Genomic DNA, 19,717 nt, shown 5'->3' with positions numbered 1-19,717 from the left:
TTGAGCGGGTCATTAGCTCAGTTGGTAGAGCAGTGGACTTTTAATCCATTGGTCGATGGTTCGAGTCCATCATGACCCACCATCCTCATATTCTTCATATATTATTCAAAATACTTTCTTAAACTCGCCATTTTGAGCTAAACATTCGCTAGGATTACCCCTGTATTTTTCGTATAATTCTACCTAATTATGCAATGTGGACTAGTGGTCGAGAAATGAGTCTAGCTGAACGTATTATGCCGGAAGATTATATCTTCCCTCCAAAACCTGCCCCTCTTACCGTTGAAGAAAAAGCAGAGTATAAAGCGCGTATCAAAGCGCTATTAGTTGAAAAAAATGCGGTACTGGTTGCCCATTATTATACTGATCCTGAGATCCAAGCACTTGCTGAAGAAACTGGCGGCTGTGTTGCTGATTCATTAGAAATGGCACGGTTTGGCGCTAAGCAAGAAGACAAAGACATGATCATCGTCGCCGGCGTGCGCTTTATGGGCGAAACGGCAAAAATATTAACACCGCACAAAACTGTTGTGATGCCAACGCTCGAAGCAACTTGCTCGTTGGACGTTGGTTGCCCTATCGACGAGTTTTCTGCGTTTTGCGATCAACACCCAGACAGAAAAGTGGTGGTATACGCCAATACCTCAACTGCGGTAAAGGCCAGAGCGGATTGGATCGTCACCTCTTCTTGCGCGCTTGAGATTGTTGAGCACCTTGATGAGCAAGGCGAAAAAATCATCTGGGGTCCGGATAAGCACTTAGGTTCTTATATCCAAAAGAAAACGGGCGCCGATATGATCATGTGGAACGGTGCGTGTATCGTTCATGATGAATTTAAAACCAAAGCCCTTAAAGACATGAAGCAGCTACATCCTGACGCTGCGGTACTGGTTCACCCTGAGTCTCCTGCGGAAATCGTAGACTTAGCGGATGCAGTAGGCTCAACGAGTCAATTAATTAAAGCTGCGCAAGAAATGGATAATCAGAAGTTTATCGTTGCCACCGATCGCGGTATCTTCTATAAAATGCAGCAACTTTGCCCTGAGAAAGAATTCTTCGAAGCACCAACCGCTGGTGAAGGCGCTACATGTCGTAGCTGTGCCCATTGCCCTTGGATGGCAATGAACGGCCTACAGGCAATTGAAGAAGCGCTTATCAGCCCACAAGGCAAAGAAGTCTTCGTTGATATGGAATTGCGTGAAGGCGCACTACGTTCGCTTAATCGCATGCTAGATTTTTCTGCATCCTTGCAGAAATAGTAGGATTAATAGACAAATAGATCCTAAAAGCAAAAAACTGCTTGATAAAGTGCGAGGCTTTTCATAGTATTAGCCCCGCAATTCAGTGCGGAGAGATGGCTGAGTGGCTTAAGGCGCACGACTGGAACTCGTGTATACGTTTATAGCGTATCGAGGGTTCGACTCCCTCTCTCTCCGCCATTCCTTCTTTATTCAAATCAATCACCTACTAAAAGCTGCTCGTACTTTTGGGGACATTCTGGGGCTATGATAACCCTAAACTTTATTTTTATTTCCTAAATACAGCGCATCTTCAAAAACCATTCTGGCTTACGTCATTTCTATTTAAAAATATCTTTGTTTGTGCAATTTAGCTTTAGATTATCGGCTGGAGTCGCAAACGGCATAGTCGTACGAATTTGAGTTCAGTATCCGTGATTTATCTCGACTTAAATGTCTCAGCGATATAAAGCTAAACAAGCATGAGGTTGAGCGAGTTTCGCTATCTTATTTACAAAAAATACGAAACGCCCACTTTAAGTTTAAAAATTACTTTTCTAAAAGCCATTCGAACCAGACTGATTTCTGAATATCGGGGTCGGTTTGTAGGTGGAGTAGGGTATCAAATTGAGCGGGCTTGAACTCAATAGGCGGTGCGAGCACTTGAGTATTTTGCGTTAAGGTTACGCCATTTTTCCGTCCTTTTTCGGTTACCTCACAGACCCCGTTTTTGCATGTCACATCCGGTTCTGGGAGGGAAATACTTTCTTCAGATTGGGTCATGACATAGCGCTCGTTGATGCTACTAGCCTCGGTGAAAGTTTTAAATTGCGTTGCTGAGTCACTGGTCGCAATACCGGCAGTTACTTCTGCTATATGTGCCAGAAACTGGTAGCTGCCTTGGTGAGAGAGTGCGCCAAGGCCAGGGTCTGTGATAAAAGATACAAAGCCCGCGTCCAGAGCGCTGGAAGATAGTGCATCATTATTCATCAGGCGATCTATAGAGGCTTGATCTCTTTGCGTAAATGCGACAGTGAGCTTTTGGCCTTCGGTATTAAAATGCCCCTCGTTGAAATTACTGAGTAATTTGCCGTCATCATGTCGTCGGTAGTTTCCTATGTCACTAGCAAGTTTTTGAATATATTCGAAATCTATGTCATTTTTATCTGCATATTGATACATATCAGCCAGCATAAATCTGTCTTTATGAGTCAAGAAGTCATAGTTGCTGCGTTCTAAGTTGTGTGAAGACATCCCTTCAGCGCCATTGTGCACTTTAGGTTCATTGCCAGCAAACAGATCTGTAACCATTAGGCTATAGTAATGCTCAGCTTGATTGCTCATTGTATGCGCTGATAAGTTCATGTCTTGGAGCGCTGACTCGAAGTGTGACTGTGCTTGCGAAAGATAATCATCAGGGAGCATAGCTTTACCGAGTTCTGAGAATGTCTGGCTATGTGTGTATAGCGCAGCTTCAAATGATGTCATTGCATTATCATCATTGAGGGCGTTCCGCTTCAGCTCAGACAACGCTCGTTGATCAAGTGCATGCCACTTTTCGTAAGCAGCAGCCTTCTCTGCTTTTGAAAAGGTATTACTGGGATCCATGGCGATAGTCTCCAGTTGAGGTTTGGACAGTTGCTCAAACTCCCACTTAGCCGAATTAATCTCTTCTTGATTACTTTGCGCTTGCCACATTAAAACGTTGTTATTCTGTGGAAATGATTGCTGATTTAAACGAGCTGCGTCAATCGCCTGTTGTGCTTCTTTTAGTTTCACAGCCAATGAAGAAACAGACACCTTTGTATTGCGTGCGTTGTTTTGGTTGGTATCCGTATTCGAACGATATGACTTAGCAGGAGAAGCTTTGGTTTTAGCATGCCATTGGGTATTTGATATATCCATACTGTCTGTCCCTGTGCTTACTTAGCCCTTTCTTATATGAAGGGTTAAGTCAGCATTCGTTGGTAAAATAGTAGAAAGAAACATTTTTCTCTCTGTTTGGTTTTATATAGTTGAGACTACTTGATGCATTTACATGATGTATTATTGGTGCTAAAACATCCGCTCTTAGTCATAAGATATAGTTAAATCCCCTGAAGCATTAGGAGAAATTTCTGCGTTCCTATTAGGATTTTACTATAAGCTCGATAGTAGCATAATTAAGCTGCTCCGGAAGTTGACTCTGAAAGTCAAAAAAGCAGCGACACTCATCATAATTTAGACTTTAGAAAGTGCTAAATTACACAATAACTCACCTCCAACATAGAGAAAAAAGATGGAACTCAACAAAATATCAAATAAGGAATTAAAGTTGGCTCTTAAGGCCAGTGCGGCATTAGATATTGAAATCTCAGATGATGAGTATTTGCGCTGTTTTACTTATACCGAAAATTGGGTTGCTGGTATTGATATCGCGACTTACGAAAATGGGGGCGGCGACAATATTGTTGTCGTGATCAAAGGCGAGTCGATCCTTATCAAGGGATTCGATCATGAGTCAGAAGTTAGCCCTCATGCTCAAGAAGAGTACGGTGTATGGCCGGGGATGTACGAGGGAGCGCCAACTGAGCTGTTGGAAGTACTGAATGACGAGGTTTTCGAAATAGAAGAGGTCACGTTTTGCATTTGGCGACTTGATAATGAAGCAACTTGGTCTCAAGGAGCAGTAGAGTTTACTAATGATGAAGATGACGGTTCGAGCTGGCTTCTGTCAGCTATTACTACCACTCCAAGCGCCTTTATTGAATATGTCGAAAGCTATCATGACAGTGATTTCAACCTGCTAACGCTAGAGAAAATACATGACGTATTTGCGGCGCAAATGTAGAGTATGTCAACTAAGCTGCTGAAGGCTTTTCTCCGGCAGCAAATTCTCAAAAAATGTGATGTTAGTGGATAAGGAAAGTTTAATGAGGCGAGTTAAAGTCTATTACCAACATCGTGACGGTGGCACTGAGCTCATCAATTATGAAAAAGAATTACAGTCTTATCGTGAGGCTTGGGATGTTATTGATCATTACCCTTGGGACAAGGAATTGGAGTTGTTTGAGGCACTTGGGGAAGGTGGCGGGTTCTTTTTTATACTTGGCGATGAAGGCGGTAAGTGCGCGTCTTACCAATTGACACCAATAGAAAATAACCGCGGATTACTGGCTTTGGATGTTGTGTCTAAGCCAGCTACTTTTGGACTCTTTGGTGGTAAATCTGCTTCAGTCGATTTTGAGCTTGTCTCAATTCCAGAGGCTAAAAATCATATAAAAGCGCTATTTGAATACTCCATTGATTCTCTGTACGAAAAATATCGAAAGTAACAGTGTTGTATGAAAAGTATCCGTAGATATCAATTCCGGTGATTCATTTATCTTGGGCTTGTTCTCGTTGTATACTCTGCCTTATATATTAAACGGCGTGTGGCACGTTTCAACGGGAAATAAAAGGATGTATCAATGAATAGACTTGGCATACTAATTGGTTTGTTATTTTGTTGTAGCTATTCAATCGCTCAGCCCCAGCCGCAAGCAATCACAATTTACAATAACCCTTCTCAAGGTGTTCAAACCGAAAGCCGTGTATTTTCCTATCTGCAAAGCCAATTAACTCAGTTTGAGATTACACAGTCTGATGCCAGTGTTGACCGTGCGCTTAAAAATATTGCAGGAGGTGAAGGGGAGTGCGTTAGAAACTTAGTTGTGAATAAAGCGCGCAGTAAAACATTGCTATTTTCAGAGCCGACCACTTACTTTTTGGGGTTACAAGTTTTTGCTGCACCCTCAGTGCAATTGTTGTCTACACAAACCGAGCAAAACCTAGAGGCATTGTTAACGAGTCATCCCAAATGGTTGTTGGGCGTAGAAAAAGAGCGCTCATATGGTGATATTGCCGATGCCATGATACAGCAGACGCCAGCAGATCAGCTCTACGTGAAAGAAGGCAGCGAAAACGAAGCGCAAATGTATTCTATGTTGATGAGCAAACGTTTTGAGTTGCTGCTTGAATATCCCTCGGTTATTGCATACCACGCGAAAGATGCATCAGAAAAACCTGTACCAATTGCGGTTAGTGGTTTTGCTCCATTTATTACTGGGCATATCGCTTGTCGGGATACACCCGTTACACGCGGGTTTTTAGCGGCGGTTAACTCTGTATTGGCGGGCTTGACGATGGACGAGCGCTTTATTAGTTGGCATCTAGAATACATAGACAAGAGTTTACACGATACGTTTAAACAGCAGTTTAGCCAAGCGCAAAGCTCTCGGCTTTAAACTGAGACTTCCAATAACCTATCTGCCAGTGCATTTAGGTGTGAGCTATCGCACTGCGTCGCTGCATAAGTTCGAATACCATATACAGACATAATAAAGAAACGGGCCCTCTTTGTGGCTTCATCTTCACTTAATGCTTCACTATCGGGCCAAGCTATCAAAAACTGTTGCCTGATCAGTGATTCAAATTGGTGCAAGTTAGCGCTGAGTGCCGCTTGAATTTCCGCATCCTGCTCGCCAATTTCATTAAGCGTTTTGGTGAGCAAACACACTTTCTTTGACTCGTCGCCTAAACATTCACCGACAAGATCTTGTAAGAATCGCTCAAGTGCACAGCGAAGGCTGGTGCTGTTTTCGAACAGCTTTTGATAATGCACTCGTCGGTCTGCTTGATATTGATCTATGGCGGCTAATAGCAAACCTTTTTTATTTTTGAACGCACAGTAGATAGAACCCGGATGGAGTCCGGTTACTTCGGTCAGTTTGGGCATACTGGTTTTGTTGTAGCCATAAGTCATAAATGCTTGCATGGCATTTCTCAGTACGGTTTCTCTATCAAACTCTGCTGTTCTCATCGATTTCCTAAGTGCACCAAATGTGTTTAAACGTCGCCATTATACCAATACTTCACCCCTATTTTTGATAACAATGAAAAAAATGTAAAGGTTTAACTTGAATAATGATTCAAGAATCCATATCTTGAATGTATATTCAAATATGGAGAGGCACGCATGCCACAGGTACTTTTTGAAAATGTTAAGCTAAATAACACGATATCACTCAATAATCGCATCTTGATGGCGCCATTGACGCGCTGTATGGCAGACGACGATCTAGTGCCTACCGATGACATGGTGAAATACTACGCTAAGCGAGCCAAAGCAGGATTAATCATTAGTGAAGCGACGATTATTCGCCCTGATGGGCAAGGCTACCCGAATACCCCAGGTTTGTTTACACCAGCACAAATTGCAGGGTGGAAAAAAGTAACAGATGCTGTACATGCCGAAGGCGGCAAGATGTTTGCGCAGTTGTGGCACGTTGGGCGTGTTGCGCACCCGTACTTCTTTGACGGAGAAGTCTTAGCACCGTCGGCTATTGGTATCGAAGGTTCAATTCCAAGAATGCGTGATTTAACCTACCAAACGCCAAAAGCGGCGACGAAGGAAGATATTACAAAACTCATTGCCGATTATGCCCAAGCAGCAGCAAACGCGATTGAGGCAGGTTTTGATGGGGTTGAAATTCACGGTGCCAATGGTTATTTAATTGACCAGTTTTTACATCACGCCGCGAATCAGCGTACCGATGAGTATGGGCAAACACCAGAAAATATGAGTCGATTTGCTCTGGAAGTCACCGATGCTGTCGCTGATCGTATTGGTGCCGACAGAGTGGGTCTGAGAGTGTCGCCCGGTGCTTACTTCAATATGGATGGTGACCAAAGAGACAGAGCGGTATTTGATTTCTTAATCTCGGCATTAAATAGTCGCAACTTAGCCTATCTGCACGTGGGTATCTTTGATGACGCGATGGAGTTTGAGTATTTGGGCGGCAGTGCCTCGGCTTATTTGCGTAGCATCTATAAAGGAACGTTAGTTGGTGTGGGGAGCTACACTGCAGCGTCAGGTGCAGAAGCGATTCAAAATCAACAATTTGATTTATTGGCGATTGGCCGACCGTTCATTGCCAATCCTGATTATGTGGAGAAGGTGAAAGCCGGTCAAGCCGTGAAAGAGTATGATGAGTCTATGCTCGCAACATTAGACTAAAACCAACCCATAAGTATGAATTTAGAGAAATGCCAAACACTTAAGTTTGGCATTTTTTTGTACATTGCATAAGCTTAAAGCAGGCGTCAGTGGTAAAGCGAAAACTTTTGATGCAAAAGTTGTCATCTTTATCAATTAAGCTTGAGAGCAGTTAAGTGTTTAACCCTCAAGTATTTGCTAATTAATAATCAACTGGATTGTAGCTTATTTTTTAACATTGATAGGAATAAAGGAGTACTTTGGAGTTTATTTGTTCGCTAAGTGTGTAATAATATGCCAGCAATGCAGTTGTGAGTGCGTCGGACATGCAAGAAGATTTACTAAATTCCGTTATCAAAATAACAAAAACGAGAGACGTTGATTCTCTCGAATACAGCTTAGTGTCTACTATTCAAGAGTTCATAGGCTGTAAAGAGGTCGCTGTTTATAAGGATCTGCTCGTTCCTGGAGAGATCGCGATAGAGAGAAGCTTGTTGCTAAGAAAACTGTCCGATAAGGAATTTGATTGGGAAGAGCGAAGCCTAGTTAAAGAACCTGATAAGGAATTAATTTCTTGCTTGCAGTCAGCCTGTATCATTACGGTACAAGCGAAAGATGGCACCGAGCATCGTTGGGTGCCAATCAGTCTTCAGGAAAAGCCAGTTGGTGCGATAGCGGTTATCAGTACTGGGTTGTCGAGTGCAGATCAAGTACTACTTAATGCATTTTGCCGCATTTTTGAAAATTATCTCACCATTCTTCACGAAAACGAGCGCGATAAACTCACCGGACTACTGAATCGTCAAACGTTTGAAAAGCGCTTGAAACAACTGATTGAAAAGCAAGTTATCAAACAACATAAAACGGTATGGCATGGTGATGTGCGCTCGGTGCATAAAGGCGCAACCTCGTGGCTTGCTATCATGGATATTGATCACTTCAAAAAAGTCAACGATAACTACGGACATGTATGCGGAGATGAGGTTTTACTGTTATTAGCGCAGCGTATGCGCCAGTTTTTTCGCTCCACAGACTTGTTGTTTCGCTTCGGCGGTGAAGAATTTGTACTGGTCTTTGAGCCAACCGACTACGACTCGATAAAAGCTAAGATGGACGAGTTTATGGAGCTGGTACGAAATACCCACTTCCCATTCGTAAAAAAGCTTACCGTCAGTGTCGGAATGTCTCGCATTAGCCCGTATGATTTCCCCATCACTGTGCTTGAAAACGCCGACAAAGCGCTTTATTACGCAAAAGATAACGGTCGCGATATGCTTTGTTTTTACGAAGAGTTGCTGTCTGAGCATAAAATTGAAGCGCCGGAAGAGAGCTCTGATATAGATTTGTTCTAACAGTTTAATCTGAGAAGCGACGGTTGTCGCTTTTCTACTCAAGCGCACTCGCATTAACCTCAATAACTACCGCTGATAGGAAGATTCAGATACACTTAACACAGCGTTAAACTGCATGGCAGACAACATGTTACACATCATCCAATCGAATCGAATGGAAATCTTGCAGGCGCAACTCTGCACACTCATAAAATCAGCACCGCTCGCTAACCCTTTTGCAAAAGAAGTGGTGTTAGTACAATCTCCTGGTATGTCTGAATGGCTCAAACTAGGCATGAGTCAACATTTAGGAATAAGTGCACAGGTCGACTTTCCATTACCATCTAGCTTCATTTGGAAGCTATACCAAAATTTCATTGATGATGTTCCCAAGGAATCCGCTTTTAATAAAAGCAATATGACTTGGAAGCTATTTACGCTATTACCTGACTGCATTGATAAGCCTCAATATATTGCGCTTAAGCACTATTTAGGTGACGACCCGTCAGGAATTAAGCTATTTGCCTTGTGTGAAAAAATTGCCGACGTTTTTGACCAATATTTAATGTACCGCCCCCAGTGGATTGAATTTTGGGATCAGGGCCAAGATGCGCTTATAGATGTGGATGTTGAAGCCATCGCCCCTTGGCAGCCTGATCTCTGGCGTCGTTTAGTCCACCATGTTGAAGCACTTGAACAAAGTCCATATCACCGTGCCAACATGCACGATCAGTTACTGCAAGGGCTGGCCAATGCACCAGAAGGCAAACTTCCCGAGCGGATCTGTATATTTGGACTGTCGGCCATATCGACCAGTCAGCTTGATATTTTTCAAGCGCTTGGCCAAAAAACGAATGTATTTTTATTCTTTTTTAACCCCAGTGAACACTACTGGGGAGATTTAGTCGATGAGAAGACTCAAGCTAAAGTCGCTGCAAAATACGCCAAGATGCCAGAACTCGAAGCGAAAGACGGCGAGTATTACTACATTGGCAATCCACTCCTTTCTTCATGGGGAAAGCTTGGGCGTGACTATTTTGAGCAATTATTGCAGCTTGATGCCAGTTGGATAGATGGATTTGATGACGCGTTTGAGGACAGCCTGCTTGGCCAGGTACAGCAAGAGATCTATCAGTTGGCATTTAAAGGAGAGTCGTTAACCGCGGATCCAAATTGGTTTGTTTCGCAGCAGGGCAAGTTACCCATTATGGCCGATGATACCAGTATTGTTTTTCAGGATTGCCACACGCCACTACGTGAGGTCGAACGGCTCCATGATTATTTACTCAATCTGTTTGAACAAAATCCAAGCCTGACGCCTAAAGACATTATCGTCATGATGCCTGATGTGGGCACCTATTCGCCATTTATTAAAGCGGTGTTTGACAGCAGTGAAGATAGGCTAAGGATCCCCTATGCGATTTCCGATCTTGCAATCGAGCAAGAGCGGCCTATTTTAACGTCTTTTGTGACACTAACAGACTTACCCAATAACCGTTTTTGCGTGTCGGATATTCTCGATTTGTTGGGCGTTTTGCCGATAGCCGAACAGTTTAACCTTGAAAGTCATGAGTTTGACTTAATTCGCTATTGGCTTGATCAGGTCAGTGTTAAGTGGGGCTTAAATGACAGCCATAAAAGCGAATATGGCTTGCCAAAAATACCATTAAATACTTGGCAGCATGGACTCAACCGTTTGCTCTTAGGAGTTGCAACAAACGACGAACAGACGCCGTTCGCATCTATTTATCCCGCTGATGAAGTCGAAGGTATGTCGGTGGCGGTACTTAACAAGCTTATTGGCTTTGTTGATGCACTGATTTGGTTAAAGCGACAACTCAGCAGTGAAAAGACCTTATTGAGTTTCGCAGCAATTCTACGTGAAGCCATGGCGCTATTTTACTCGTCAGAATCTGAACAGAGTTGGGATTTACTAAAGCTTGAGCAGATTATAGAGAACATCGAAAAACACCATGAAAATGGCGATATTCAAGCGCCAGTCTCAGCAAAAATCTTAGCGTATTTGGTTAAGCAAGGCGTTAGAGAAAAAGGGGTTGGGCAGCGCTTTTTAGCCGGAGCGGTAAACTTTTGTACGCTGATGCCGATGCGTGCTATTCCATTTAAAGTGGTGTGTATGCTTGGTCTAAATGACGCGGACTATCCTCGTGCCGTGCAGCCCATTGGTTTTGATTTAGTCGCACACTCCACGAGACGTAAAGGCGATCGCTCACGAAAACTAGACGACAGATACTTGTTCTTAGAAGCGTTACTCAGTGCTCGAGAAAACTTGTATATCAGTTATATTGGCCGCTCTTGTTTTAACAACGAAGCCCAAGTGCCATCCGTTCTAGTCAGCGAATTGACTGAATACCTAGATCGCAGCTTTTATTTTGAAGATATGCCAAAGCAGTCGCTTGTTACCCGATTAACTTCACAACTGCCATTACAACCTTTTAATCCTGAACATTTTAAAGCAGGCTCACTACAGAGCTACAATCGTACCTGGCTCTGGCAGCATAGAGCGGCGCAAGCTGATGAAATAAAACCGTTGGCACCAGTTTTAGACGCAGAAATTGAGTTTAGTGATTTGCTGCGCGGCGTTTGCGAGCCGCAAAAGTTATTTTATCAGCAAGCGCTGGGCATTAAACTCAAACCAATAGAAGCGTTAACACTCGATGAAGAGCCTTTTGCATTAGATGCATTGGAGCGCTATCAATATTTAGATGAAGTGCTAGATGCTCAGCTACAACAACAGCCCTTAAATCTTGAACAGATATTACAACGAGGCTCGCTGCCTCAAGCAAACATTGGCAAACTACAGCTGGAGGGCCTGCTCACCCGCGTTGAACCTATGGTTAACGTACTGGCCCCATTACTTAATGAACCAAAGGAGCCTCTAGAGCTAAAACTTGGTGTTGCAGAGCATATACTGGTTGGTTGGCTTGATTGTGTGTATGACAACAGGCAAGTGTATTATCGTAGTGCCAGTATTAAAGCCAAAGATTTGATTAAAGGGTTTTTACATCATTGCGCGGCCTGTGTAATGGGGCATGAAGTTACTACTTATATTGTTGGGCTAGATCAAAGCGTGCACTTTGCCGCTATTTCAAAGCCGCAAGCACAGCAATATTTGGAGCAATGGCTGGCTTTTTATAAGCAAGCACTGAGTGAACCTGTGGCATTTTTTCCAAGTTCTAGCATGGAATACGCCAAGACACAGGATATTAAAAAGGCTGTAAATAAATTTAAGCCGCAATATGTTGGTCGAGGAGAAGGGGAAGATCCCTATGTTCAACTATGCTTTAGCGATTTGTCAGCTCATGAAGCGCGTTTTTGTGCACTTAGCCTTACTTTGTTAACACCTATTCTTGATGCCGCTGAGGAGGTACGTCATGGAGATGCTTAATCCCATTACTATGCCTCTAAGTGGCCAAAACCTAATTGAAGCCAGTGCAGGTACGGGGAAAACCTACACCATCACCGGTTTATATCTGCGTTATTTACTTGGTTTACGTACTTCTGATAAGCAACATGAGCCGTTAAGCGTTGAACAAATCTTAGTGGTAACTTTCACAGAAGCGGCAACACAAGAGATAAAAGACCGAGTGAGAAAACGCATTATTCAAGCTCGAGACGTGCTACTAGGTGAAGTCTGTAAAGATGAACTGATAGGTGCCATCTTGGCGCAAATTGAAGATAAAAAGCGCGCCTTTGATCTCCTTGATGCTGCCGCTAAGTCAATGGATGAGGCCGCGATATTCACCATTCACGGCTTTTGCCAAAGAATGCTGAAGCAACACGCTTTTGAGTCTAAGGTGGCATTTAACCTCGAATTTATTCTCGATGAGAGCGAGTTGATTGACGCCGCGATGGCAGATCATTGGCGACGTTTTGTCTATCCGCTAGATACAGAAAAAACACAGGCTGTGATAGAGCAATTTGCCACGCCATATGCCCTAGCGAAGCAAGTTAGACCCTTATTAGCAAGAGAAAATACCGAAATTAAACCCTCTGTTTCCTTAGATGCAGTATTTGCAGCTCGTGAAAAATACCAAACATTAGCACTGTGGCTAAAGGCCGAAATAGTCAAAGCTGGCTACATCAATGTGTTGAAAAACGCGGGACTGGCAGGCAATCGGGCACCTGGGCGAAAAGCTAATCTTCAAGCTCTGGAGGATTATGTCAACAGTGAGCAGTGGTGGTTTGAGTTTGGTAGCAGTAATCATTCCTTTGGACTTTGGGGCAGTGAAAGCCTTGCCGATGTTGCTCAATATAAAAAGAATACTACGCCGCTGGAGCATGAGCTCATTCGTCACTTTGATACCTTGGCAGAGCTCCATCAATTGGTCGGGAGTGGGCTTAAAATCGCGTTAGTGCAACAAGCGGTGACCGAGGTAAGAGCTTTGCTTCACGCCCACAAAGAAGAATATGGCTTGATCTCTCCCGACGATTTACTTAAGCAGCTGCATCAGGCGCTGATGGGCGACAGTGGTGAGCGCTTAGCCGAAAAAATTGCACTGCAATATCCAGTTGCCATGATAGATGAGTTTCAGGATACCGATCCTATTCAATATGGGATCTTCAGCCGAGTTTACGCAAAGGAAAATACGGCATTAACCTTGATAGGCGACCCAAAACAAGCCATTTACGGCTTTCGCGGAGCGGATATTTTTACTTATATCGGTGCAAAGCAAGGAGTTGCGCAAAACAGGCAGTATACGCTTGCAACCAATTATCGATCCGATAGTGACGTGGTTGCTGCAGTGAATACGATATTTACTCGCCATCCCAATAGTTTTATCTACAACAAAGATATCCCTTTCATTGAGGTGAGCGCGCAAGGTAAAGCCGAGGATGCGCAATTTACTATCGCATCTAAAAAGTCGTCAGCTCTGCGCTTTAGTGTATTACCAAATGAGGATGAAGCGCTTAACAAAAGCGCCGCGCAAGCGCGGCTAAGTCAGGCGTTCGCTGGTCGAGTTGCAGCGCTTATCGAGCAAGGGCAGTCGGGGGTTGCCAAGATTGGCGAAAACCCAGTTGTGCCAGCGGATATCTGTGTTTTAGTTCGTGACCGCATAGAAGCGAGCTTGATCAAACGAGCCTTAAATCAACTCGATATTGCCAGTGTTTACCTTGCCAGAGATAGTGTATTTAGGCAGCCGTTAGCAATTGCGTTGTATCAATTGCTTGATGTACTGCACGGGAGTTACGACGAAGCTGCGCTCAGAGGCGTGCTTGCGGGACCATTATTTTATTTAAACAACCAAGCACTATACGACTTGCAGTTTAATGAGCAGCAGTGGCAACGTTATTTACAGTTATTTAGTGAGTTAACACAGCTGTGGTATCGCTCTGGTGCGATGGCGATGCTGGAACACTTATTGATAACTTGTGAGCTGCCAGTGATTTGGCAACAGCAGGGAATGGAAGTGGAGCGTTGGCTTACTGACTTCCGTCATTTAGCTGAGCTTTTACAGCATAAGCAATTAGAGCTTGATGGCACGGGTCGTGTGTTACGTTGGTTTTTATCGCAGCTAAATAACGCCCAGAGTGACAGCAGCCAAATTCGCTTGGAGAGCGATGCCAATTTGGTAAAAATTGTGACCATGCACGCATCAAAAGGTTTGGAGTATCCGATTGTCTTTATGCCATTTTCGCTTGGGTTTCGTGAGCCTGATACGTTAGTTTATCACCAAGGGGATAAGTTAGTTGTCGACCTTGAAGCCAGTGATGACGCCAAAGAAAAAGCAGAGCAAGAACGACTGGCTGAGGATATTCGCTTACTTTACGTTGCGCTGACTCGCGCGGTGCATTATTGCGAGCTTGGGCTTTACGACATTCAACAAGGGCGCAGTAAAAAGTCTGCGCTGCACAAAACGGCTTTAGGATTTGCCCTGTTTGGCACGGAAACTTTCGACAGTGCCGAGGCTTGGCAAAGTGCCCTAAGCCAGTTGTGTAAAGCACATGCGGCAATGGAATGTGTAAGATTAGATGAAATCACCGCGCCACAGCAAGCGATAAAAACGACGTTTGAAGACAAGCCTCTAGCTTTGTCTGCGAAAGCCTTCACCGGTCAGATTGAGCGCCACTGGCGTACCACAAGCTTTAGCCAGCTAAGCTATCACACGCATCATGGTGATAAACCTGCAGGGGCCGTGGACGAAAACCATTTACTGGACTTACCTGAGCAGCGTCAAGAGCGGGAAAAAACCTCTTATACTTTTCCTAAGGGCGCCAAGCCGGGTAGCTGTTTGCACGAAATCTTTGAGCTCATAGATTTTACCGCACCGCATTCCCCTAAAAACGAAGATAAGTTTACGCTGACTGAAGCGGTCTCTAAGTCTTTGGATAAGTTTGGTATTGCGACGGAATGGCAAGAGACAACAGAGCGTTGGATAACAAGCTGTTTGGCAGCACCACTTGCACCACATCCTCATTTACAACTTGGTGTCTTGCCACCGGACGACTGCATTGTTGAAATGGAGTTTTATTTGCCACTGAAACCACTCAGTGCGGTGAAGTTGAACAAGATCCTCAGTGATATCACTGGACAAAAGTCGTTTTTAAACTTTGATGATGTAAAAGGCATGCTGAAGGGGTTTATCGACTTAATCTTCAAGTGGCAAGGGCAGTTTTTTGTTCTCGATTACAAGTCCAACTACCTTGGTGATAGCCCAGAAGATTATCACTACGATAACCTCAATGCCGCGATGTCGTCTCATCAGTATCATTTGCAGTATATGATTTATACCGTGGCACTTCACCGCTTGTTAAAACAGCGCCTTGTGGACTATAACCCTGAGCAGCATTTGGGCGGGAACTACTATTTGTTCTTACGCGCATTACCGGACAATCAGGGGATTTTCTTCAATCAGTTAAGCGTAGAGCAGGTGTTAGAATTAGATGCATTATTTGAGGAGTCTGTATGAGCCAGTTGAGTATGGACTTTGAGGCATTCGATCATCATAGCTTTATAACGTTATTGCTTGAACATAAACGAGTTGGTAAAGCCGATATCGCGTTAGCCAAGTTGCTGAATCAGCAAGGCTACGACGATCACTTCTATGTATTTTTACTATTATTAATCGCTCATGGACGTCAGCATAGTTGTTTAGAGTTAGACAGTATTAATTACCAGGATCCGTTTGAGCTCAGCTACGCGGTTGCGGATGGATCTGTAGAGTTGTCGCCATTTTCAAGCACAGGTATAGCCTTTGCTGCGCTCGCACAGCATCCTGCGATCGGTGAAGATAAGCCGCTTCGGCTATACGGTAATAAGCTCTACTTGGCGAGATTAGCAAATTATGAAGCAAGGCTTGCGGGACACTTTGAAATGTTGGCAAAAGCCAATGTTACGCTGGACGAAGCAAAACTGAGTGCACTGTTGGCGTCGTTTTTTCCAGCCAGTGAAGAAGACATTGATTGGCAAAAAGTAGCTTGTACACTTGCTATCATTAAGCGATTTTGTGTCATCACGGGCGGCCCCGGTACGGGAAAAACCACGACGGTCACAAAACTGCTTGCGATTTTGCAATCGCTTTATAACAGTGCGCCGTTGACCATCAAGCTAGTGGCGCCAACCGGCAAAGCGGCTGCGAGGCTCAGTGAGTCAATTATCGGTGCGAAAGCGAGGTTAAATCTGCCGCCAGCGCTTGCTGATTTACTGCCGGAGCAGGCGCAAACTATTCATCGCTTGTTAGGCGTTATTCCTAATAGCGTGCACTATCGTCACAATCAAGATAACCCGCTGCATGTTGATGTGCTGATTGTTGACGAAGCATCCATGGTGGACTTATCGCTTATGGCTAAGCTGGTGGATGCATTACCAAAACATGCACGGCTTATTTTGCTCGGCGATAAAGATCAGCTCGCATCGGTAGATACCGGTAACGTACTCAGCGACTTATGTGAAAACTTAGCGCTTGGGCAAGCACCACATTACAGTCAGGCACTGAAAGCAAAACTAGCTGAGTTGAGTAAACAAAATTTGCCTGAGTCGGGTGATACCAGCGCTGACTTTATGTTGGAAGATAATCTGGCGTTTTTACAAAAAAGTCACCGTTTTGACAGTCGAAGCGGGATTGGTCAGTTAGCATTTGCCGTAAATAGCAACAATAAGCGGCAATTAGACAGCGTGCTGGGGCAAGGTTATAGCGATATACAGCATCATGAATTAAATAGTGAAACCTATAATGCCTTAATTGCCAGAGCGGCGGAGCAATACCAGCGATATCTGCTTGCCATTCATCATGGTGAGAGTGAGGCCATAATACATAGCGAGTTTGCCAGTTATCAATTGCTTGCAGCCGTTCGAGAAGGCCCTTACGGTGTGAACGAATTAAATCGCAGAATAGAGCTTAAGCTTAGTCAAATGGGATTGGTACAACCGACAGGGCGCTTTTACGTTGGTATGCCCATTATGATCACTCAAAACGATTACCAGTTGAAACTGTTTAACGGCGATATCGGGATCATTTTACGTGACGAACAGGGTGAGCTACAGGCATCATTTATTGATGAGCAGGGCAGCGTTAGGCGCTTTTATCCTGCCAGATTGCCGAGCTTTGATAGAGTGTATGTAATGACTATCCACAAATCGCAAGGCTCGGAGTTTGCTTACACGGCAATGATACTACCACCAATTCAACGTGCGCAGCAGGGGATAAACCGCCAGCTCATTTATACAGGGATCACCCGAGCTAAACAGCAGTTTGAATTGGTGGCGCAATATAAAGTATTAGTGCAGGGTATGAATCGAAGTGTGAGCCGCAGTAGTGGTTTACGAAGTCGGTTATCAAATTGATGAATTTTTTGTTAAAAACTTGTTTTATTTTATGGTTTGACTAAGGTTAAAGTGAGCTTGAAAGCTAGCTCGCCCAGTGAGTAGACTTGCCGTCAGTTAACGTGTTAACTGACGGCGTTTTTTTAATTAGAACTTCAGTTTATCAATGAGTGTGTTTGGGTCGATTTCCAGTTCATCCATTAACGACCAGCGAGTTTGCTTTTGTACACTACCTTTTCCTAAGATCCAGTAATCATAAGTTTTTTCAATACGGCCATTGGTATGCTGGATAGTCAGCCAAGCATTTACATAACTCAGTAGATCTTGATTGCGCTTGGCGACAGCAAATCCAACGGGGTATTTCAAGCTCGCCCCTTCCGGTACCACAACACCAAATTCAGGGTAGAACATGCTCCATGCAAAGCCCGCCTCTGCGCTGATCACTAAGGCGTCATATTTTTCTGGGTGCTTAAAATAGCTTTGCAAATTGTTAATACTGGACACTTTTACCTTAGGGTTTTGCTGCGCCAATTGTTTGAGTAGTGGAGCATATTCAACGTGAGCTAAATTCAGTTCATCAAGCGTAAGCAAGGCTGACTTGTCAGCAAACTTCTTTAAATCATGATCTTTGGCCAAGAGCGCCAGTTGCAGCTCCAACACCTTGTCACTAAAGCGCAAGCTTTGTAAGTCGGCAATATTAATTTCAAGGCCGGACATTGCAATATCGAAATATCCTTTGTTGAGATACTCTGCCAGTTGTGGCTTTTTAAAAGGAATAAACTCGATTTTAACCCCAAGATCGGATGCGAGCCTATGTGCGAGGCTGACATCAAAACCCACTAATTGGTCTTTTTGATTAAAGTAACTAAACGGCACATTATCGATAAGATATCCAACACGCAGCAAGTTACGTTTTTTAATCACATCGATATTTGTCAAAGACAACTCACCACTTTGGTATGCTTTAGGGACATAGCTAAGCACATGAGCAGGGACGGTATCTGAGATCACCATATTAGCTATAGCCTCATCGGCCGATTTAGTTTGCTTACCGAGATAATTATTTGCCGTAAAACTCAACAACATGAATGCTGGGAGTAGTGCAGATAGTAGCGTTAAATAATAAATCGAGCGCACGCGTTTTAGGTGTAATTGTCTACGGTTAATAAAAATACATAAAAACACAAATGCGAAGATATATACCACAGTGGTCGGTGAAACCACTTTCGCGGTGAGTACCGACATCGATAAATATAACTGATAAGTATCAGCCGGGACACGCAAGGTATCGAGCAAATAGGGAATCGCGATATGCACGTTAGCAAAGTAACTTAGCATCGCTGATAAAGACACATTAGGAATTTGTTCGATGCCGATTTGGTTGCCGGTAAGCCATGCTGCAAAAGAGACAAAAATGAGGGTCGTAAGCTTTCCTAAACTCGGGAAGGTATAAGCGATAGGCACTAACACCTCAGCGATGTGATCAGAGCTTTCGTCGCTTTGCTTAATTTTGCGTAAATGATCTTTGATCCCCTCGGTGATCACCGGCAATACAATGAAAACGTTTCCGGTACTAAATGCGGTGATCCAAGCATTGCGCATAACCATGATGAGGTCGCGGTATTTAACAGGGGTGAGTGCGGCAACAAGCATAGGGAGTAGTACTAACATCAAATACACGCCAACACATAAAACGACAACCCAGTACACTTGCAATTCAGACAGTTCTTCTGCGCTCATGGTGCCAGCGGTGCTTGCTGTCATCGCAAAAATGCCAATAGGGAAGATGGCAATGATCTTCTTGGAAATAACTGACAAACCTTGACCAACGACTTCTAACACGTCGAGTAAACGGTTTTTCTTTTGATTAGAAATAAGCGCCATACCTAGCGCAATACAAAATATGACTAAGGCCGGTACATTACCTTCTGCCATAGAAGCAAATGGATTAGAGGGAATATAATGTTTAACGAAGTCTACTTCGGGAGCCGCGGCGACCAGTGCAGGGGAGAAAAAGGTCCCGGCATCATGCGCTGGTAATGTCATAATAAAGCACCAGATCACAGCAAGACCTACCACCCAAATGGAGATCATGACTAGCGCTGCTTTTGCAAGAATGCTTTTAACTTGTTCGGGATTAAACTTGCCTAAACCCACGATAAGACTGACGACAATATAAGGGAGAATGGTGATTTGCATCAGGTTTACAAAACCTGTACCCATAGGTTTTAAAAATGATAACCGTTCACCGAAAACTAAACCCGCAAAAATGCCAAGTATGAGCGCCCAAAGCATCCAGTTAATGTTTTTTAGAAAATTAAGCAATTTGGTCATGTGCTCAGTCGAAAAA

The 19,717-nt window shown here is 43.8% G+C and carries 12 protein-coding genes and 2 tRNA genes; 11 read left to right on the top strand and 3 right to left on the bottom strand.

The features are described from left to right. The first annotated feature begins 6 nt into the window (after positions 1 to 6). The 3 genes from EXT48_RS09775 (at position 7) to EXT48_RS09765 (ending at position 1,439) form a co-directional block, all read left to right on the top strand. A tRNA-Lys gene (locus EXT48_RS09775) sits at positions 7 to 82 on the top strand. Between the two features lie 133 nt (positions 83 to 215). After that, positions 216 to 1,259 carry a quinolinate synthase NadA gene (gene nadA, locus EXT48_RS09770; RefSeq protein ID WP_026000839.1) on the top strand — a complete coding sequence of 348 codons (1,044 nt, stop codon included), beginning with the start codon at positions 216 to 218 and terminating at the stop codon, positions 1,257 to 1,259. An 89-nt stretch (positions 1,260 to 1,348) separates the two neighbouring features. Continuing rightward, positions 1,349 to 1,439: transfer RNA gene (locus tag EXT48_RS09765), tRNA-Ser, on the top strand. Positions 1,440 to 1,787: 348 nt separating this feature from the next. Here the strand turns inward: EXT48_RS09765 and EXT48_RS09760 are convergent. Next, positions 1,788 to 3,143, bottom strand: coding sequence for a hypothetical protein (locus EXT48_RS09760; RefSeq protein WP_130164336.1), 1,356 nt, complete (start codon positions 3,141 to 3,143; stop codon positions 1,788 to 1,790). Between the two features lie 409 nt (positions 3,144 to 3,552). Between EXT48_RS09760 and EXT48_RS09755 the strand changes: the two genes are divergently transcribed. From EXT48_RS09755 to EXT48_RS09745, 3 genes are all read left to right on the top strand, one after another. Then, positions 3,553 to 4,068: a hypothetical protein gene (locus EXT48_RS09755; protein ID WP_130164335.1), complete on the top strand. Its 516-nt coding sequence runs from the start codon at positions 3,553 to 3,555 to the stop codon at positions 4,066 to 4,068. Positions 4,069 to 4,150: 82 nt separating this feature from the next. Beyond that, entirely contained in the window at positions 4,151 to 4,552 is a 402-nt protein-coding gene (locus tag EXT48_RS09750; protein WP_130164334.1) for a hypothetical protein, read from the top strand. Positions 4,553 to 4,687: 135 nt separating this feature from the next. Further along, complete coding sequence (locus EXT48_RS09745; RefSeq protein WP_130164333.1) at positions 4,688 to 5,503, top strand: hypothetical protein; 816 nt, start codon at positions 4,688 to 4,690, stop codon at positions 5,501 to 5,503. Here EXT48_RS09745 and EXT48_RS09740 read toward each other — a convergent pair. Next, positions 5,500 to 6,078: a TetR/AcrR family transcriptional regulator gene (locus tag EXT48_RS09740; protein ID WP_045990613.1), complete on the bottom strand. Its 579-nt coding sequence runs from the start codon at positions 6,076 to 6,078 to the stop codon at positions 5,500 to 5,502. The two genes, EXT48_RS09745 and EXT48_RS09740, sit on opposite strands and share 4 nt — an antisense overlap. 156 nt (positions 6,079 to 6,234) lie before the next feature. Here EXT48_RS09740 and EXT48_RS09735 point away from each other — a divergent pair, with 156 nt between their 5' ends. The 5 genes from EXT48_RS09735 (at position 6,235) to recD (ending at position 17,388) form a co-directional block, all read left to right on the top strand. Continuing rightward, positions 6,235 to 7,275, top strand: a complete 1,041-nt coding sequence (locus EXT48_RS09735) for an alkene reductase (RefSeq protein ID WP_130164332.1) — start codon at positions 6,235 to 6,237, stop codon at positions 7,273 to 7,275. 305 nt (positions 7,276 to 7,580) lie between these two features. Next, positions 7,581 to 8,606: a GGDEF domain-containing protein gene (locus EXT48_RS09730; RefSeq protein ID WP_130164331.1), complete on the top strand. Its 1,026-nt coding sequence runs from the start codon at positions 7,581 to 7,583 to the stop codon at positions 8,604 to 8,606. 127 nt (positions 8,607 to 8,733) lie between these two features. Then, a complete protein-coding gene (recC, locus tag EXT48_RS09725) occupies positions 8,734 to 11,991 on the top strand; it encodes an exodeoxyribonuclease V subunit gamma (protein ID WP_205992061.1) in 3,258 nt (1,085 codons plus the stop codon). Next, on the top strand, positions 11,978 to 15,514 hold the full coding sequence (gene recB, locus EXT48_RS09720) for an exodeoxyribonuclease V subunit beta (RefSeq protein WP_130164329.1): 3,537 nt from the start codon (positions 11,978 to 11,980) through the stop codon (positions 15,512 to 15,514). Before recC ends, recB begins: the two co-directional genes overlap by 14 nt. Next, positions 15,511 to 17,388 (top strand): exodeoxyribonuclease V subunit alpha, encoded by a 1,878-nt coding sequence (gene recD / locus EXT48_RS09715; protein ID WP_130164328.1) that lies wholly within the window; start codon positions 15,511 to 15,513, stop codon positions 17,386 to 17,388. Before recB ends, recD begins: the two co-directional genes overlap by 4 nt. A 126-nt stretch (positions 17,389 to 17,514) precedes the next feature. Here the strand turns inward: recD and EXT48_RS09710 are convergent, their stop codons facing one another. Further along, the gene (locus tag EXT48_RS09710) at positions 17,515 to 19,701 is read right to left on the bottom strand and encodes a cation:dicarboxylate symporter family transporter (protein WP_130164327.1); all 2,187 of its coding nucleotides are present in this window, start codon (positions 19,699 to 19,701) and stop codon (positions 17,515 to 17,517) included. Positions 19,702 to 19,717 lie beyond the last annotated feature (16 nt).

The sequence above is a fragment of the Pseudoalteromonas sp. CO348 genome (assembly GCF_004208845.1).
Classification (GTDB): Bacteria; Pseudomonadota; Gammaproteobacteria; order Enterobacterales; family Alteromonadaceae; genus Pseudoalteromonas; species Pseudoalteromonas maricaloris.
The sequence above is the reverse complement of the archived record's forward strand: the minus strand, read 5'-3'. Positions and strand labels throughout refer to the sequence as shown.

Excerpts from the sequence above, each read along its gene's own strand:
- EXT48_RS09750 (WP_130164334.1), top strand. The coding sequence starts at position 4,151 with ATGAGGCGAGTTAAAGTCTATTACCAACATCGTGACGGTGGCACTGAG.
- recC (WP_205992061.1), top strand. The coding sequence starts at position 8,734 with ATGTTACACATCATCCAATCGAATCGAATGGAAATCTTGCAGGCGCAA.
- EXT48_RS09710 (WP_130164327.1), bottom strand. The coding sequence starts at position 19,701 with ATGACCAAATTGCTTAATTTTCTAAAAAACATTAACTGGATGCTTTGG.
- recD (WP_130164328.1), top strand. The coding sequence starts at position 15,511 with ATGAGCCAGTTGAGTATGGACTTTGAGGCATTCGATCATCATAGCTTT.
- EXT48_RS09760 (WP_130164336.1), bottom strand. The coding sequence starts at position 3,143 with ATGGATATATCAAATACCCAATGGCATGCTAAAACCAAAGCTTCTCCT.
- EXT48_RS09740 (WP_045990613.1), bottom strand. The coding sequence starts at position 6,078 with ATGAGAACAGCAGAGTTTGATAGAGAAACCGTACTGAGAAATGCCATG.
- EXT48_RS09730 (WP_130164331.1), top strand. The coding sequence starts at position 7,581 with ATGCAAGAAGATTTACTAAATTCCGTTATCAAAATAACAAAAACGAGA.
- nadA (WP_026000839.1), top strand. The coding sequence starts at position 216 with ATGAGTCTAGCTGAACGTATTATGCCGGAAGATTATATCTTCCCTCCA.
- recB (WP_130164329.1), top strand. The coding sequence starts at position 11,978 with ATGGAGATGCTTAATCCCATTACTATGCCTCTAAGTGGCCAAAACCTA.
- EXT48_RS09745 (WP_130164333.1), top strand. The coding sequence starts at position 4,688 with ATGAATAGACTTGGCATACTAATTGGTTTGTTATTTTGTTGTAGCTAT.
- EXT48_RS09735 (WP_130164332.1), top strand. The coding sequence starts at position 6,235 with ATGCCACAGGTACTTTTTGAAAATGTTAAGCTAAATAACACGATATCA.